This window comes from Mycobacterium sp. SMC-4 (assembly GCF_025263265.1).
In the GTDB taxonomy this organism is placed as follows: domain Bacteria; phylum Actinomycetota; class Actinomycetes; order Mycobacteriales; family Mycobacteriaceae; genus Mycobacterium.
Map to the genome: position 1 here is coordinate 2,112,274 of NZ_CP079869.1, position 15,037 is coordinate 2,127,310.

Below are 15,037 nucleotides of genomic sequence, written 5' to 3' on the forward strand. Positions count from 1 at the left end.
CCACGTCGGCACACCGTGACGGACTCCTTGGCGCCGGCGACCGGTCGGCGGATCGCCGCGTTGGCCTTCCCCGCGCTGGGGGTGTTGGCCGCTGAGCCGCTGTACTTGTTGTTCGACCTCGCTGTGATCGGCCGACTGGGCGCGCTCAGTCTGGCGGGGTTGGCCATCGGTGCACTGATCATGGGCGTGCTCAGTTCTCAGCTGACGTTTTTGTCCTACGGCACCACGGCGCGCGCCGCAAGGTTCTACGGTGCAGGCGACCGCGGCGCGGCGGTCGAGGAGGGAGTGCAGGCCACCTGGCTGGCCCTCGGGATCGGCACCGCGATCGTCGTCGCCGTCCAATGGTCAGCTGTCCCACTGGTTTCCGCATTGGCTGCCGGCGGCGACATCGCCGAGGCCGCGTTGCCGTGGGTGCGGATCGCCAGCCTGGCGGTCCCCGCCATCCTGGTGGCGGCCGCCGGGAACGGATGGATGCGCGGGGTGCAGGACACCGTCCGCCCGTTGCGCTACGTGGTTTTCGGCTTCGCTGTGTCGGCGGTGTTGTGCCCGCTGCTGGTGTACGGCTGGTTGGGCGCCCCGGAACTCGGGTTGCCGGGTTCGGCGCTGGCCAACATCGTCGGGCAGTGGTTGGCCGCCGTGTTGTTCTTCCGTGCATTGATCGTCGAGGGGGTCCCGCTTCGCCCGCGGATCGAGGTGCTGCGCGCTCAGGTGGTGATGGGCCGTGACCTGGTGTTGCGAACGTTGGCTTTCCAGGCGTGCTTCGTCTCGGCGGGAGCGGTGGCCGCCCGCTTCGGGGCCGCTGCGGTGGCCGCCCACCAGGTCGTGCTGCAGCTGTGGAGTTTCCTTGCCCTGGTGCTGGATTCGTTGGCGATCGCCGCGCAATCGCTGGTGGGTGCGGCGCTGGGGGCGGGCCAGGTGGCGCACGCCAAATCCGTTGCGTGGCGGGTGACGGCTTTCTCCGCCGTGGCTGCCGCAGTGCTGGCCGCACTGTTCGCGCTCGGCGCGCCGGTGCTGCCGGGGGTGTTCACCGACGACCGTGCGGTGCTCGACGAGATGTCGGTGCCGTGGTGGTTCCTGGTGGCTCAATTGCCGATCGCGGGCATCGTTTTCGCGGTGGACGGCGTGCTGCTGGGGGCCGGGGACGCGAAGTTCATGCGCAACGCGACATTGGCCAGTGCGCTGCTGGGCTTCCTGCCGGCAATCTGGCTGTCGCTGGCGTTTGGCTGGGGACTGCTGGGTATCTGGGCCGGGCTGAGCACGTTCATGGTGTTGAGGTTGCTGTTCGTGGGCGCGCGGGTGCTCTCTGGGCGCTGGCTGGTCCCCGGCACGGTGTGACTCGGGGCCTGATCAGGGCCGAGAAGCGCTGACGGCCCAGACCGGGCGCCGTCCGACGTGGTCGGTGTTGACCGCGACGTCGGCGAACCCCGCCGCCCGGCACAATTGTGCGAAAACCTGCGCCTGTTCGCCCGTCCAGCCGTGGCTGGCGAATCCGGTGGCCCTGGGCGGACTCTGGCGTTCCACGGCCAGCAGTCGCCCGCCGGGAGCGAGCACCCGGTGCGCCTCGGCCAGGCCCGCCTCCACGTCATGCCAATGGTGCACCGTGGCCAGCGCCCACAAGACAGTCGCCGAGGAGTCGGCCAACGGAAGCGCCTCGGCATCGCCTTGGACCAGGGCGACGCCGGCACGACGAGGTATTGCTCGACCCACTCTGAGCATCGTCGCCGACGGGTCGACACCGGTGGCGCGGGCACCACAGCGGGCGGCCCGGCGCACCGCCGTGCCGGGGCCGCACCCGACGTCGACGACGTGGTCTGCGGCCGTCACCGCGGTCAACGCGACGGCCCGCTGGGCGGGACGCCGGCCGGTCAACAGGAAGACCAGCGCACACAGGGCACCGGTGGGGCCGCTGAACCCAGGATGGTCGCGGTGGTGGTTGACCGCTGGGCGGGCCGGTTGGTCGGACATGTCTCGACTGTGCCGGGTGCCACCGGGGTGCTGTCAACGCCGAAACGCGACTTAGCGGACCTGCGAGCGACCCCGTTCGATGACCGCGCTTCTGCTGGCCGCGATGTCGTCACCGGTCGCGCTGCTCATCCATTCCCGCGCCGCGGCCGCCTCCTGCCACAGCGCCGAGCTGGTCTGCAGGTCATCGATGTGGTGGTAGGACGCCAGCAGGGCCCGCACCGCCTTCTGGTTGTTGCCGACGATCGACGTGGCGATCTGGCGCGCGGTGTCGAGCAGTTGCTCGTGCGGCACCACCTGGGTGACCAGCCCGCAGCGCAGCGCCTCGTCGGCCGACAGGTAGTCACCGGTCATGCTCATCCGGCGCGCCATCCCGACTCCGACCTTCTGCGGCAACCGCACCGACAACCCCCACGTCGGCAGCAGACCGACCCGGGCGTGGGTGTCGGCGAAGCGGGCCTGCTCGGAGGCGATGAGGATGTCGCAGTACAGCGTCAGCTCCAGGCCGCCGGTCACCGCGGGACCGTTGATCGCGCCGATGACGGGTTTGCTCATCGGCGGCCATTTGGGCGAGATGTCGGGCAGCTCGGTGGTGTCGCCGAGCTCCTTGAGGTCCAACCCGGCGCAGAACACGGGGTCGGCGCCGGTGACGATGACGACATCGATGTCCTCGTCGGCCTGTGCTTGTCGCAGTGCGTCGAAGAACCGCGACCGCAGTGCCGCCGAGAGCGCATTGCGCGCCTGGGGGCGGTTCAGCGTCAGCGTCCTGATCCGGTCGCGGGTCTCGGTCAGCAGGATGTCGTCTTGGCTCATCCGCTCACCGTATCGGCCCGCCGCGTTCGGCCTATCGTGGATCCCATGTGCCGAAACATCACCGAGCTGCGCGGCTTGGAGCCCGCGGTCACCGACGAGGAGATCGAGGCCGCCGCGCGCCAGTACGTCCGCAAGGTCAGCGGCATCTCCCGGCCCTCCGGGGCCAACGTCGACGCCTTCGAGATCGCCGTCGCCGAGGTCAGCGCATCCACTCGGCGATTGTTGAGCGGTTTGGCACCACGCAAGCAGCCGCCGAAAACTGTTCCGCCGCTGCGTCGTCCAGAGGTCCGAGCCCGTATGACCAGGACATGAGTCAGCCGGCACTCAAAGAATGGAGTGCGGCGGTTCATGCACTGCTCGACGGCAGACAGACGGTGTTGTTGCGCAAAGGTGGCATCCACGAGAAACGCTTCGAGGTGGTTCCCGAGGCCGCTGCGTCACGTTTCGTGCTGTTTCCGACGGTCGCGCACAGCCATGCCCGCCGGGTCCGCCCCGACCATCACGACCTGCTGGGACCCGCGGCCGCCGACAGCACCGAGGACGCGGTGGTGCTGCGGGCCGGTGCTCGCGTGGTCGCGGCAGTCGACGTGCACCGGCCGGAGAATCTCGATGCCATCGCCATCCACCACATCTGGACCGATGAATCCGTGCGCACCGACCGGCTGGACTTCCGGCCGCGACATCGGTTGACGGTTCTCGTCGTGTCGGCCGCACCCCTGAGCGAACCCGTGCGGCTGACGCGCACGCCTGACTATCGCGGGTGCGTCAGCTGGGTCACGCTCCCGGTTGAGCCGGACTGGGGACAGCCGGTGCATTCCGAGGCCGCCCTCGAGGAGATCGCGCAGCAGGTGCGCGCCTCAGTCGGCTGACGGCGGCCGAGGACCGGCGGGCAACACCAGTCGGGTCTGCGCACCGAGGTGCACGGTGTGGCGTGCGGTTCTGACTGTGGTTGCCGTCGCGACAGGTTCTCCGGTCCCGAGATTGCGCAGGAAGCGCGGATGCGAACCACCGGCGATCAGCACCCGGATCCGGTGGCCCGCCGGGACTGTCCACGCCACCGGGTCGAGTTCGATGCCCACCACACCACTGTCGGTTGCCGAGGCCACATATCCGTCGCTGATGTTGCGGGATCTGCCCTTCGCGTCGACCTGACTGATGCGCACGAACAGATCATTGTGCGGATTGGCGCACGAGTGCTGCACCTCCAGCACGGGTGCGCCGACCAGGTGCAGGTCATCATGCACCGGTGCGCTGGTGAAGGTCAGGACGTCGGCGCGGCGGGCCAGTGCGGTGTCGTCGCGGTAGCCGCCGACCGGAGAGAGCAGTCGCCCCCCGACCGTGGGTGTCGGATCGGCCGGGTTGTAGATGAAGGTCTGCGATGCGCCAGGCTCGGGCGCTGTGGGGGCCAGCCCGCCGCCCGGCTGAGGATAGAGCACCTGCTCGGGCATCGCCGGCGGCCAGTCGGGCAGCTCCATCCAGCCGCGCCCGGCCAGGTGGACCCGTACCGGGGCGCGGCGCGCTGGCTGCGCCTGGCCCAGATGTGTCGCGAGCCAGTCCAGCGACTCGCGCAACACCGTCGGTGCGGCGCTGGTCATCATGTGGCCATGCGTCCACGGGCCGACCGTGAGCCCGGTGGGCACGCCGCGTTCGGTCAGGATGCGGTAGTGCTCCAGGGTCTGGTCGACAAACAGGTCCTGCCACCCTGTGAGCAACAGCACGGGAACCTCGGCCCGGTCCAGCCGGTCGCGCAGGTGCAGCCGGGTCCAGAACGGATCGTCGCGGTCGGGATGATCCAGCCACGATTCGAACCACGGAGCGCTGTCGCCGAGCAGTTCGCGACTCGCGGTTCCCAGCGGAAGTTCAAGGGATGCCTTGGTGACCCGCCGTTGGGCGCCGATCTGGCGCACCAGGGTGCGCACCCGACTGGTGTCCTCCTGGCGACCGACAAGATCACTCCAGCCGAGGAAGTCGTTGAGTCCGAACGATCCGGTGCCCCAACGCGGTCCGCTGACATCGTCGGGCCCGACGGTGATCACCGCGGCTTTGAGTTCCGGTGGTGGGTCGATGAGCAGAGCCCACTGGGTAAAGCCGAGGTAGGACAGCCCCATGGTCGCGAAGCTGCCGGTGAACCACGGTTGTTCGCGCAGCCAGGCGGCGGTGTCCGCGCCGTCGGCGATCTCGTTGACGAACGGGTCGAACCGGCCTCCCGAACCGTAAGTGCCACGGACACTTTGGATGAGGACGTGGTAGCCGCGCGCGGCGTAGACCGCGCCGAACAGCGCCGAGAACGGATAGCCCCGCCCGTAGGGTCCGCGCACCAGCAGGGTGCCGGCCGGCTGCGCGGTCTGCGGCGCATAGTGATCGGCGATCAGGTTCACACCGTCGCGCATCGGCACCGAGACCGATCGGTGGACGTCGAAGTCGCAGACGGGTGCCGGCAGTTCGAGGACACGGCTGAGGGTGTGGCGGGCACGGCGCGAAATGCGAGAGCTCACCTCTGGCACACTACTGGCCGGTCATCGGCGCTTCGCCGGCCTCGATGGCTGCGATGACCCTGTCGATGAGCCATGTCAGCGACTCCGCAGCGGCTGCCGGCGTCATCTCCCACGCGTCGACGAGCAGTTCGTAGGCGGGTAGGTTCCACAGCACGTCCAGAAGCCCGGCAACGGCGCGGTGCCGGTGCTCCGGCCAGTCCGGGGCCGCCGCGGCGACCGCGCGTAGCAGCGCCTGTGCTCTGCGTTGCTCGGCACCGGTGAACACCGGTTGGTCGGATCGGCGCACGGTCCGCTCGACGGTGAACCGTTGCAGCGAGGCGAAGAATCGGCGTGTCGTCTCGGTGAGATTGACCAGATCGACGTCTTCATAGGCGATTCCGGCCTCGTCCTCGAGTCGGTGCATCACCGCGTCGTGCAGCTCGCGCTCGGTGGGGAAGTGCCGGTAGACCGTACGTTCACCGACTCCGGCGCGCTCGGCGACGGCGCGGAAGGTGAGCTCGCGCCAATCCCAGCTCCGGTACTGGTGTACCAGTTCGCTACCGGCGGCGACGATGCGATCCCGGGTCTGCTCGGCCTGTTTGCGGCGCGCCGGGCTCTGGTAGACCCGGGTGCGACGTCTTGACGGCTCATCCATATTCGTGACAGTGTACTGTCTCGAATCGGCAGGGAGGTGCGCAGTGGCATCGCCGGAGCAGTTGTTGCACGCAGCGGCAGATCAGACCGGGCTGGACGACTTCGGCGACGATGGCTTCCGGGAAGGCCTCGAGGTCCTCCTCGGCGCGCTCGATCGGGAGGCACGACTCAACGATCGGGGCGCGGCGTTCCTGTACCCACGGCTCATCGGGTATTTGCGCCAACGCCTTCATGTCGAGGACTGGTATCGCCGTCACCCCGAGATCGACGATGAACCCCTCACGGCGCCGTTGTTCGGCTTGGGGCTGCCGCGCACCGGGTCCACGGCGCTGTCGTTCCTGCTCGCGCAAGATCCGAACGTGCGTTACCTGCACCGTTGGGAGGCTGCGCAGCCGTGCCCGCCTCCGTCGACCGTCCTCGGCGCCGACCCCCGCGTTCCGGCCGGACTGAAGGTCGTCGCCGGCAGCCGCCACCACGTGCCGACGGACCCGGACGGCCCGGCTGAATGCCTGGACCTGATGGCACTGGATTTCACATCGCAGATCTTCCAGGCCTTCGCCCACATCCCGAGCTATTCGCAGTGGCTCGTGGACCGAGCGGATTTCAGCTCGACCTACCGCTATGAGCGGAGAGTGCTCAAACTCCTGCAGTGGGGCGGACCGGCCCGGCCGTGGCGGCTGAAGTCACCCGCCCATGTCCTGTCGCTGACCCATCTCGACCACGTGTTCCCCGACGCCCGCTTCGTGATGACCCACCGGGATCCCACCGACGTGATGGTGTCGGTCGCCGAGGTCTACGCCGACATCGTCGGTGGTTTCAGTGACCACGTCGACCGGTGCTACCTGGGTGAACTCAATGTTCACCAGTGGTCGGTCGGGATGGAGCGGGCAGTGGCATTCCGGGCCGAGGGGGCCGATGACAGATTCTTCGACATCGACTTTCGTGCCATGGCGGCGGATCCGGTCGGCGAGGTGCGCGCGTTGTACACCTGGCTCGGCGAGGCCGTCACCGACGAGTTCGAATCCGGCATGCGCGACTGGTGGGCGCGCAACGCGCAGAACCGCGAACCCAGGCCGGTCGTCGAGGCGTCGGACTTCGGATTGGACCCCGAACGGATCAGACCGCGATTCGCCGACTACACGGCGTGCGCGACATGCTGGACCAGCCGGCCGGGGAGGTGAACGAACCGTCATGGCAGTCGATCTGACCGGCGGCATCGATCCCCGTCGAGAACTGACATTCGCGGACCGGCCCGCCGTCGCGCAGATGCGCGACTCGGTCAGCTTCTGGGTGTTCGACGACGCCGGCCGTCTCGGACTTCCCAGAGTCGGTATCGAAGCCGTCGCCGAGAACTGGGATGCCCACGGAGTGCAGGTCAACATCGCCTTCCCGGACGGGCGTGTGTTCCGGATCCGCCAGGATGCTCCGCGCCTGCCCGTCACCGGCGCCGACGGCGCTGCCAGGGTGCTGGGTGCAGGCCCGCTGTCCTTCACGTGTGTACGCGAATTCGACACCTGGACAATGACGTTCGACGGACAGCTGGTACAGACCAGCTCAGCGGATCTGGTGGCCGGTCACAAGAACGGGCCACTGGTCGACGTGCGGTTCGACGTCGAGGCCACCCTGGCGGTGCCTCCTTGGGTGCAGGGTGAGCTGAGCCCCGAGGCCGCCTCCGCGCTGCAGACCTCGGTGGCTGGAGACTTGATGGGTGGACCTCGCTATGAGCAGTTGTTCCGCGCGGTCGGGTCGCTGACCGTCGGCGCCGAGACACACGTCTTCACCGGCAGCGGCCTGCGGATCAAACGCCAGGGCGTCCGCAGGCTCGAAGGCTTCTGGGGGCACTGCTGGCAGTCGGCGCTGTTCCCCAGCGGCCGGGCGTTCGGCTACATCGCCTACCCCCCGCGTCCCGACGGTGCGCCGACATTCAACGAGGGATACGTCTACTACGGCGACGGCCCACTTGTCGCGGCGCGAGTGGTCGAGGCGCCGTGGCTGCGTCAACTCCAACCGGTCGGCGAAGACGTTGCGGTGGTGTTGGAAACCGCGGACGCGGCGGTGCGCATCGATGGCCGCACCGTGCTGTCGACGCACGACATCACTGATCCGAGCGCGGTCGCGCCCGAGCAGCTCACGGCGATGGCCGGCTGGACGTTTCCGGCCCTGCAACAGGCCGGCGTGCGCTACACGTGGGACGGGGAGGTGACCTACGGAATGCTGGAGCGCTCGATTCCGACCGATCGACTCCGCGGCCGGTAGCGGTCAGTAGATGTAATACGGGCTGAGTTCGTGCGCGCGCTGCAGGTTGGTCTGCATGCAGTCCGGGTTGGGCTCGCTGTAGATGGGGGAGTAGAACAGCGACTGCTGGATCACGCCGTAGTCGGTTTTGAACGCGATCATGCAGGTGACCCACCACCGGTTGTTCCAATCGGTGGGTTTCATGATCCAGTACTGCGCTGCGCGGTGACCGTTGATGTCGAGCTCCACGGCATCGGGCGGCAGGGTCTGCTCGTAGGTGCGCCACACGAACGCTTCGACGGCCATTTGATAATTGCCGGCGTCGAACTTGCAGCGCAGGCTGTCCTCGGGCGTGGGCGGTGTGTATGCCAGGCCGATGCGTTGCACCACGTCAAGGGGGATGTCGCGGCAGGGTTCGAACGGGCTGGGATCGACGGTTTCGACGACCGGGTACTTGATCGTGGTCAACGGCGCGTCGGTAGAACGTAGCTGCACCGGTGCCGTGCCGGGTTCGCTGAGCGGATCGGTCTGCCAGACCACGATCACCGCCACCAGCAACGTGCACAGCACCGAGAGCAGTCGCAGTTTGGCGAGCATCGCCATCCCTTCATCGTGCGGCGGCGAACCACCGGTGCGTGCAGTTCTGCTGCGGAGTGTAACGGTCGGAAAATCGCTCGGGGACCCGAAGCTGGAACATGTTCTAGTTGCCCGCCGAGATGCGTCCGCCCTGCCGCAGTAGGCTGGGATGCCGTGACTGACGACCGACGCCCGACTCTGTGGGCGGTCAGTGACCTCCACACCGGACACACCGGAAACAAGCCGGTGACCGAGTCGCTGTTCCCGGCCTCGCCCGATGACTGGCTGATCGTCGCCGGTGACGTCGCCGAGCGCACCGACGAGATCCGCTGGGCGCTGGATCTGCTGCGCAAACGCTTCGCGAAGGTGATCTGGGTTCCGGGCAACCATGAGCTGTGGACCACCAACCGCGACCCGATGCAGATCTTCGGCAAGGCGCGCTACGACTACCTGGTCGACATGTGCGATCAGATGGGCATCGTCACTCCCGAACATCCCTATCCGGTGTGGACCGAAGAGGGCGGGCCCGCGACCATCGTGCCGATGTTCCTGCTCTACGACTACTCGTTCCTGCCCGCCGGCGCCGGAACCAAGGCCGAGGGTCTGGCGATCGCCAAGGAACGCAACATCGTGGGTACTGACGAGTACCTGCTCTCAGCCGAGCCGTATGCCACCCGCGACGCCTGGTGCCGCGAACGCATCGCCTACACCCGCGGCCGTCTCGAGGACCTCGACTGGATGATGCCGACCGTGCAGGTCAACCACTTCCCGATGGTGCGCGAACCCTGTGACGCGATGTTCTATCCGGAATTCGCCCTGTGGTGCGGAACCACCGCGACCGCCGACTGGCACACCCGCTACAACGCGGTGTGCTCGGTGTACGGGCACCTGCACATCCCGCGAACCACCTGGTATGACGGCGTCCGGTTCGAGGAGGTGTCGGTGGGCTATCCGCGGGAGTGGCGGCGCCGCAAGCCCTACCGCTGGCTGCGCCAGATCCTGCCCGACCCGAAGTACAGTCCCGGATTCCTCAACGAGTTCGGTGGGCATTTCCAGATCACCCAGGAGATGCGCGACCACGCCGCCAAGATGGCGCAGCGGATCAAGGATCGAGCGTGATCGCCGCGCAACTGTTGGCCGGTGTGCTGCCCGGTGGTATCGATGCGCTGGCAGCGGCCGAAATGTACTCCGACGCTCCCGAACTCGCTGCGCTACCGGAGGAGGAGCCACTGATCGCCAAGTCAGTGGCCAAGCGTCGCAACGAGTTCATCACCGTGCGCCACTGCGCTCGCCTGGCGTTGGTCGACCTCGGTGAGCAGCCGGTGCCGATTCTCAAGGGCGAGAAGGGTGAACCCCGCTGGCCCGCCGGTGTCGTCGGCAGCCTCACCCACTGCGAGGGTTATCGAGGCGCGGCGGTCGCCCGGTGCGAGCAGGTTCGCTCGGTGGGCATCGACGCCGAACCGCACGACGTGCTGCCCCGGGGCGTACTCGACGCGATCAGCCTGCCCGTCGAGCGCTCTGAACTTGCTGCGTTGCCCCCCGGGGTGCATTGGGACCGGGTGCTGTTCTGCGCCAAGGAGGCAACCTACAAGGCCTGGTTTCCACTGACCCGGCGCTGGCTGGGCTTCGAGGATGCCCACATCAGCTTCGAGGTCGACAACCGGGGCCGTTCGGGGCGCTTCACGTCGAGAATCCTGATCGACGCGCAGGCAACGTCCGGACCTCCGCTGCTGACCCTGTCGGGCCGGTGGGCCGTCCGCGACGGGATCGCGCTGACGGCAATCGTGCTGTGAGCGAGCCGACTCCCGGTGTGGTGATCGTCGACAAACCCGGCGGGATGACCAGCCACGATGTCGTCGCACGGTGCCGGCGGCTGTTCGGCACCCGAAAGGTGGGTCACGCCGGCACGCTGGACCCGATGGCCACCGGGGTCCTGGTCATCGGTATCGAGCGCGCCACCAAGATTCTGGGTCTGCTCACCGCCACCGACAAGTCGTACAACGCCACGTTCCGGCTCGGCCAGGCGACGTCCACCGAGGACGCTGAAGGTGAACTGCTGCAATCTATTTCGGCGGCCGGGATCACCGACGAGGAGATCAGCGCCGCGATCGCGGCATGGCGCGGTGCTGTCGAGCAGGTCCCGTCGACAGTCAGCGCGATCAAGGTCGGTGGCACGCGCTCCTATCAGCTGGCCCGCGAAGGCCGCGCCGTCGAATTGGCTGCGCGTGCGGTCCGTATCGACCGGTTCGACGTGCTCGCAGTGCACCGCGACGGTGACCTGCCCGACGTGGTCGACGTCGACGTGGCAGTGGACTGCTCCAGCGGGACCTACATCCGGGCGCTGGCCCGCGACGTCGGCTCCGCGCTCGGCGTCGGCGCGCATCTGACCGCCTTGCGACGCACCCGCGTCGGCAGTTTCGGACTGGAGCAGGCCCGAACTCTGGAGCAGCTCGCCGACGCCGCCGAACTCAGCTACTCACTCGATGAGGCGTGCCTGCAGGCGTTTGCCCGCCGTGACATCAGCGCCGAGGACGCTGAGCATGTCAGCCACGGCCGGCCCCTGGCGCCGGCCGGCATACCGGGGGTCTACGCGGCCGTCGCACCGGATGCGACGGTGATGGCGTTGCTGTCCGACGAGCGCGAGCGCACCCGCTCGGTGGTGGTAGTCCGTCCGGCGACGCTGTAGCGGCGGCGTGCAACCATGGACTCATGACTGAGATTCCCGCAGCCGGTTCGATCCGGATCTCCACGATCACCGGCGACGCGGTCATCCGGGTAGCCGCTGACGCCACCGTCGCCGATGTGGCGACTGCGATCGTCGAGCGCGAGGTGGGCTCGGTGGTGGTCGGAGACGACCCACACCCTGAGGGGCTGGTCACCGAGCGTGACGTGGCGCGGGTGGTGGCGGCCGGGCAGAACCCGGCAGAGGTCCGGGCCGCCGAGGTGGCGAGTAAGAACCTGATCTGGTGCCGCGCCGACGACACCGTCGCCAAGGTTGCCACCCGGATGATGGATCGCTACATCCGCCACGTGCTGGTGGAGCGCAACGGTGAATTGATCGGGGTGGTCTCGGCACGCGATCTGCTCGGGGTCTACGCCGCAGACGCCGAGCAGAGCGCGCTGGACTGAGGCTGCGCCGGCCGGCGCAGCCTCATCCGTAGAGCTGCTCGAAGCGCTTGATCGACGTGTCGATGTCGCCCTTGACCGCGCGCACGGCGGCCAAGCCGATCGGACCGAACAACGGCGCCCCGCCCAGATCCATCCGCACCGTGAACGTGCAACCCTCACCCGTCGACGCGACGGTCATCGCGAGTTTGTAGCGGGTACCGCCGACGCCCTCACCACTGATCTCCAGTGCCGACGGCGGTTCGAACCTGCGCACCGTCCATGTCACGCGATTGCGCATACCTTTCGCGCCGGCCACCCCGACCACGGTCACGCCCACCTTGAGGTCCTCGGGCAGTTCGGAGCGCCAGCCCTGGTGCATGGTCATCCAGTCCCCGAGCGTGGACAGGTTTGACGCGTGAGTCCAGGCGTCCTCGGCCGGTATCGCCAGCGAACGCTTCAACTCCAGTTTGGCCATCGGTGAAGCCTCCTATGCGACAACCCAGATTGCTTCTGCGGCAGGACTTCCCAGGTCCACTGTGGTTTCGTCGACGTGGTCGCCGGCGCGGCCGGCCGGGCCCCGCACCGCCACCGAGATCATGCCGGCGAAGTCACGTCGGGCCACCACGCGCACCCGGCAGTCCAGGGTGATCCCGACGGTGTCGAAGTAGCGCAGCATCTCGGGATCGGCATCGGAGATGCGGGCCACCGTGCCCGCGTCGCCGTCCTGGCAGACCGAGAGCTGCCGGGCGGGCGGCGTCGGCACCCGCCCGTCGGTGGCCGGGATCGGGTCACCGTGCGGGTCTCGGGTCGGAAACCCGAGCTTGGCGTCGATGCGGTCGAGCATCCGGTCCGAGACCGCATGCTCGAGCACCTCGGCCTCGTCGTGCACCTCGTCCCAGCTGTAGCCCAGTTCGCGCACCAGGAACGTCTCCATCAGCCGGTGCCGGCGCACCATGGCCAGCGCGGCACGCCGGCCGGCCTCGGTGAGGGTGACCGCCCCGTACTTCTCGTGGTGCACCAGGCCCTGATCGGCGAGTTTGCGAATGGACTCCGAAGCGGTGCTGGCCGACACCCCGATGCGTTCGGCGAGCAACTTGGTGCTGACCTTCTCGCGGGACCACTCCTGGGCCGTCCAGATCGTTTTCAGGTAGTCCTGAGCCACGGTCGAAAGGTCGGTCGGGTTCGCGTCAGGACTCACAACTTGGAAGTTTAGGCAATCATCACTGAAACGGGTGGTGCTGCTGGGCCGGTGTTGGGGTGGGGCCGTAGGCTAGCACCGTGCAGCGATGGCGGGGGCAGGACGAAATCCCCACCGACTGGGGTCGATGCGTCGTCACGATCGGAGTGTTCGACGGCGTCCATCGCGGACATCAGGAACTGATCAGTCGGGCTGTGAAGGCCGGCCGGTCCCGGGGTGTGCCGACAGTGCTGATGACCTTCGACCCGCACCCGATGGAGGTGGTCTTCCCCGGTAGCCACCCGGCGCAACTGACCACCCTGACCCGGCGCGCCGAGCTGGTCGAAGAACTGGGAATCGACGTGTTCCTGGTGGTCCCGTTCACGGCGGACTTCATGAAGCTCACCCCCGAGCGCTACATCCACGAACTGCTGGTCGAGCGCCTGCACGTGGTCGAGGTGGTGGTGGGGGAGAACTTCACGTTCGGCAAGAAGGCCGCCGGCAACGTCGACCTGCTGCGCAAGGCCGGCGAGCGGTTCGGGTTCGCTGTGGATTCGCTGTCTCTGGTCGCAGAACACCACCGCGACGAGACCGTCACCTTCTCGTCGACCTACATCCGCTCCTGTGTCGACGCCGGTGACATGGTGGCCGCCGCCGAAGCGCTGGGGCGCCCGCACCGGGTCGAGGGTGTGGTCGTTCGCGGGGACGGCCGCGGCAAGGTGCTGGGGTTCCCCACCGCCAACGTGGCGCCGCCGATGTATTCCGCGATCCCGGCCGACGGCGTGTTCGCGGCGTGGTTCACCGTGCTCGGACACGGCCCGGTGGTCGGCACCGTGATCCCGGGCGAGCGCTACCAGGCCGCGGTCTCGGTGGGCACCAACCCGACGTTTTCCGGGCGCACCCGCACGGTCGAGGCTTTCGTGCTGGACACCACCGCCGACCTGTACGGACAGCACGTGGCGGTCGACTTCGTGGCCCGGCTGCGCGGTCAGGAGCGGTTCGAGTCGGTCTCGGACCTGGTCACCGCGATGGGTGCGGACACCGAACGCGCCCGCACCATTCTCTCGGCGCAGTAGTGACCGCGCGCGATTCGCGGCTGCCGCGATCACGCTGCTAAACTCCCTGCCGACCCGGCGCGTGCTGCAGTTCGCGGTGGCCGCGCCTCGGGGGATATCCCCGGTTTTCCCGCGGACTGGAAAAGATGGAGTTGTTGCGTGGCGCTCACCGCCGAACAGAAGAAGGAAATCCTGGGCCAGTACGGCCTGCATGACAGCGACACCGGTTCGCCGGAGGCCCAGGTCGCGCTGTTGACCAAGCGCATCGTCGATCTGACCGAGCACCTGAAGATGCACAAGCACGACCACCATTCGCGTCGGGGCCTGTTGCTGCTGGTCGGCCGTCGGCGGCGGCTGCTCAAGTACGTCGCGCAGGTCGACGTCGAGCGCTACCGCTCGCTGATCGAGCGCCTCGGTCTGCGTCGCTGAGGCGATAGTCCGGTCGGGCGCCATGCCGACGACCCGCGCGCTGTTCGCCGCTGCGCTGGCGAGTGCGGTGGCCCTGGTAACCGGGGCGCTGACCGGGTGCTCGTCGACCGCCGCCGCCGAGGTGTCGGTCGGCGATTGTCTGCAGATGACCGGTCCGCCCGACCGGTTGGAAGCCAACCCGGTCCCGTGCGGTAGCGCCGAGTCGAACTACACGGTGGTCGCGGTGCTGTCCGGGCAGGGCTCGGATACCCCCGACTGCCCGGCCGACGTCGATTCCTACTACTCGCTGCAGACCGCATTCTCCGACCAGAACACCACGATCTGCCTGGACGTGGACTGGGTGGTCGGCGGCTGCATGAGCATCGACCCCGACAACGGCCGCGATCCGTACCGGGTGGGTTGCGATGACACCTCGGCGCCGGTCCGCCAGCGTGCCACCGCGATCATGCAGGGAGTGGCCAGCGTCGATCAATGCGAGAGCGGTTTGGGTTACGCCTATGTCGAACGTGACTTCACGGTGTGCGTGGAGGACCTGACCTGACCGGTGTCCGATT

19 protein-coding genes are annotated in these 15,037 nt (G+C 68.0%); 12 read left to right on the plus strand and 7 right to left on the minus strand.

The features are described 5' to 3' along the window. Positions 1–15 precede the first annotated feature (15 nt). Complete coding sequence (locus tag KXD98_RS10170) at positions 16–1,335, plus strand: MATE family efflux transporter (RefSeq protein WP_260763964.1); 1,320 nt, start codon at positions 16–18, stop codon at positions 1,333–1,335. A gap of 12 nt (positions 1,336–1,347) precedes the next feature. Here the strand turns inward: KXD98_RS10170 and KXD98_RS10175 are convergent, their stop codons facing one another. Next, complete coding sequence (locus tag KXD98_RS10175; RefSeq protein ID WP_260763967.1) at positions 1,348–1,965, minus strand: class I SAM-dependent methyltransferase; 618 nt, start codon at positions 1,963–1,965, stop codon at positions 1,348–1,350. 51 nt (positions 1,966–2,016) lie between these two features. Next, the gene (locus KXD98_RS10180) at positions 2,017–2,775 is read right to left on the minus strand and encodes an enoyl-CoA hydratase (protein ID WP_260763969.1); all 759 of its coding nucleotides are present in this window, start codon (positions 2,773–2,775) and stop codon (positions 2,017–2,019) included. Positions 2,776–2,820: 45 nt separating this feature from the next. Between KXD98_RS10180 and KXD98_RS10185 the strand changes: the two genes are divergently transcribed. After that, a complete protein-coding gene (locus tag KXD98_RS10185; protein WP_260763970.1) occupies positions 2,821–3,087 on the plus strand; it encodes a DUF2277 domain-containing protein in 267 nt (88 codons plus the stop codon). Then, on the plus strand, positions 3,084–3,644 hold the full coding sequence (locus tag KXD98_RS10190) for a DUF1802 family protein (protein WP_260763972.1): 561 nt from the start codon (positions 3,084–3,086) through the stop codon (positions 3,642–3,644). The genes KXD98_RS10185 and KXD98_RS10190 overlap by 4 nt, the downstream gene beginning before the upstream one ends. Here the strand turns inward: KXD98_RS10190 and KXD98_RS10195 are convergent. Both KXD98_RS10195 and KXD98_RS10200 read right to left on the minus strand, forming a co-directional pair. After that, complete coding sequence (locus KXD98_RS10195) at positions 3,633–5,270, minus strand: CocE/NonD family hydrolase (RefSeq protein ID WP_260763973.1); 1,638 nt, start codon at positions 5,268–5,270, stop codon at positions 3,633–3,635. The two genes, KXD98_RS10190 and KXD98_RS10195, sit on opposite strands and share 12 nt — an antisense overlap. Positions 5,271–5,280: 10 nt before the next feature. After that, positions 5,281–5,904, minus strand: a complete 624-nt coding sequence (locus KXD98_RS10200) for a TetR/AcrR family transcriptional regulator (RefSeq protein ID WP_260763974.1) — start codon at positions 5,902–5,904, stop codon at positions 5,281–5,283. A 43-nt stretch (positions 5,905–5,947) separates the two neighbouring features. On the opposite strand from KXD98_RS10200, the gene KXD98_RS10205 reads away from it, so the two are divergent. After that, positions 5,948–7,084, plus strand: coding sequence for a sulfotransferase (locus tag KXD98_RS10205; protein ID WP_260763976.1), 1,137 nt, complete (start codon positions 5,948–5,950; stop codon positions 7,082–7,084). 10 nt (positions 7,085–7,094) lie between these two features. Next, a complete protein-coding gene (locus tag KXD98_RS10210) occupies positions 7,095–8,159 on the plus strand; it encodes a hypothetical protein (RefSeq protein ID WP_260763979.1) in 1,065 nt (354 codons plus the stop codon). 3 nt (positions 8,160–8,162) lie between these two features. On the opposite strand, the gene KXD98_RS10215 is transcribed toward KXD98_RS10210, so the two are convergent. Continuing rightward, positions 8,163–8,735, minus strand: coding sequence for a DUF3558 domain-containing protein (locus KXD98_RS10215; protein WP_260765105.1), 573 nt, complete (start codon positions 8,733–8,735; stop codon positions 8,163–8,165). A 153-nt stretch (positions 8,736–8,888) separates the two neighbouring features. Between KXD98_RS10215 and KXD98_RS10220 the strand changes: the two genes are divergently transcribed. From KXD98_RS10220 to KXD98_RS10235, 4 genes are read left to right on the plus strand one after another with little or no spacing between them, the layout of a single operon-like run. Further along, complete coding sequence (locus KXD98_RS10220) at positions 8,889–9,833, plus strand: metallophosphoesterase (RefSeq protein ID WP_260763981.1); 945 nt, start codon at positions 8,889–8,891, stop codon at positions 9,831–9,833. After that, on the plus strand, positions 9,830–10,507 hold the full coding sequence (locus KXD98_RS10225) for a 4'-phosphopantetheinyl transferase (RefSeq protein ID WP_313901277.1): 678 nt from the start codon (positions 9,830–9,832) through the stop codon (positions 10,505–10,507). Before KXD98_RS10220 ends, KXD98_RS10225 begins: the two co-directional genes overlap by 4 nt. A gap of 44 nt (positions 10,508–10,551) precedes the next feature. Then, entirely contained in the window at positions 10,552–11,400 is an 849-nt protein-coding gene (gene truB / locus KXD98_RS10230) for a tRNA pseudouridine(55) synthase TruB (protein ID WP_260765107.1), read from the plus strand. Positions 11,401–11,423: 23 nt separating this feature from the next. After that, positions 11,424–11,843, plus strand: coding sequence for a cyclic nucleotide-binding/CBS domain-containing protein (locus KXD98_RS10235; RefSeq protein WP_260763988.1), 420 nt, complete (start codon positions 11,424–11,426; stop codon positions 11,841–11,843). Between the two features lie 22 nt (positions 11,844–11,865). Here the strand turns inward: KXD98_RS10235 and KXD98_RS10240 are convergent, their stop codons facing one another. After that, entirely contained in the window at positions 11,866–12,297 is a 432-nt protein-coding gene (locus tag KXD98_RS10240; protein WP_260763990.1) for an SRPBCC family protein, read from the minus strand. Positions 12,298–12,309: 12 nt separating this feature from the next. Beyond that, the gene (mntR, locus tag KXD98_RS10245; RefSeq protein WP_260763992.1) at positions 12,310–13,020 is read right to left on the minus strand and encodes a manganese-binding transcriptional regulator MntR; all 711 of its coding nucleotides are present in this window, start codon (positions 13,018–13,020) and stop codon (positions 12,310–12,312) included. An 80-nt stretch (positions 13,021–13,100) separates the two neighbouring features. Here mntR and KXD98_RS10250 point away from each other — a divergent pair, with 80 nt between their 5' ends. From KXD98_RS10250 to KXD98_RS10260, 3 genes are all read left to right on the plus strand, one after another. Continuing rightward, on the plus strand, positions 13,101–14,075 hold the full coding sequence (locus KXD98_RS10250) for a bifunctional riboflavin kinase/FAD synthetase (protein ID WP_260763994.1): 975 nt from the start codon (positions 13,101–13,103) through the stop codon (positions 14,073–14,075). 138 nt (positions 14,076–14,213) lie between these two features. Then, entirely contained in the window at positions 14,214–14,483 is a 270-nt protein-coding gene (gene rpsO, locus KXD98_RS10255; protein ID WP_260764002.1) for a 30S ribosomal protein S15, read from the plus strand. Positions 14,484–14,505: 22 nt separating this feature from the next. Continuing rightward, positions 14,506–15,024 carry a hypothetical protein gene (locus tag KXD98_RS10260; protein WP_396882847.1) on the plus strand — a complete coding sequence of 173 codons (519 nt, stop codon included), beginning with the start codon at positions 14,506–14,508 and terminating at the stop codon, positions 15,022–15,024. Positions 15,025–15,037: the final 13 nt, after the last annotated feature.

Excerpts from the sequence above, each read along its gene's own strand:
- KXD98_RS10175 (WP_260763967.1), bottom strand. The coding sequence starts at position 1,965 with ATGTCCGACCAACCGGCCCGCCCAGCGGTCAACCACCACCGCGACCAT.
- KXD98_RS10180 (WP_260763969.1), bottom strand. The coding sequence starts at position 2,775 with ATGAGCCAAGACGACATCCTGCTGACCGAGACCCGCGACCGGATCAGG.
- KXD98_RS10185 (WP_260763970.1), top strand. The coding sequence starts at position 2,821 with ATGTGCCGAAACATCACCGAGCTGCGCGGCTTGGAGCCCGCGGTCACC.
- KXD98_RS10190 (WP_260763972.1), top strand. The coding sequence starts at position 3,084 with ATGAGTCAGCCGGCACTCAAAGAATGGAGTGCGGCGGTTCATGCACTG.
- KXD98_RS10200 (WP_260763974.1), bottom strand. The coding sequence starts at position 5,904 with ATGGATGAGCCGTCAAGACGTCGCACCCGGGTCTACCAGAGCCCGGCG.
- KXD98_RS10210 (WP_260763979.1), top strand. The coding sequence starts at position 7,095 with ATGGCAGTCGATCTGACCGGCGGCATCGATCCCCGTCGAGAACTGACA.
- KXD98_RS10215 (WP_260765105.1), bottom strand. The coding sequence starts at position 8,735 with ATGCTCGCCAAACTGCGACTGCTCTCGGTGCTGTGCACGTTGCTGGTG.
- truB (WP_260765107.1), top strand. The coding sequence starts at position 10,552 with ATGACCAGCCACGATGTCGTCGCACGGTGCCGGCGGCTGTTCGGCACC.
- KXD98_RS10235 (WP_260763988.1), top strand. The coding sequence starts at position 11,424 with ATGACTGAGATTCCCGCAGCCGGTTCGATCCGGATCTCCACGATCACC.
- KXD98_RS10240 (WP_260763990.1), bottom strand. The coding sequence starts at position 12,297 with ATGGCCAAACTGGAGTTGAAGCGTTCGCTGGCGATACCGGCCGAGGAC.
- KXD98_RS10260 (WP_396882847.1), top strand. The coding sequence starts at position 14,506 with ATGCCGACGACCCGCGCGCTGTTCGCCGCTGCGCTGGCGAGTGCGGTG.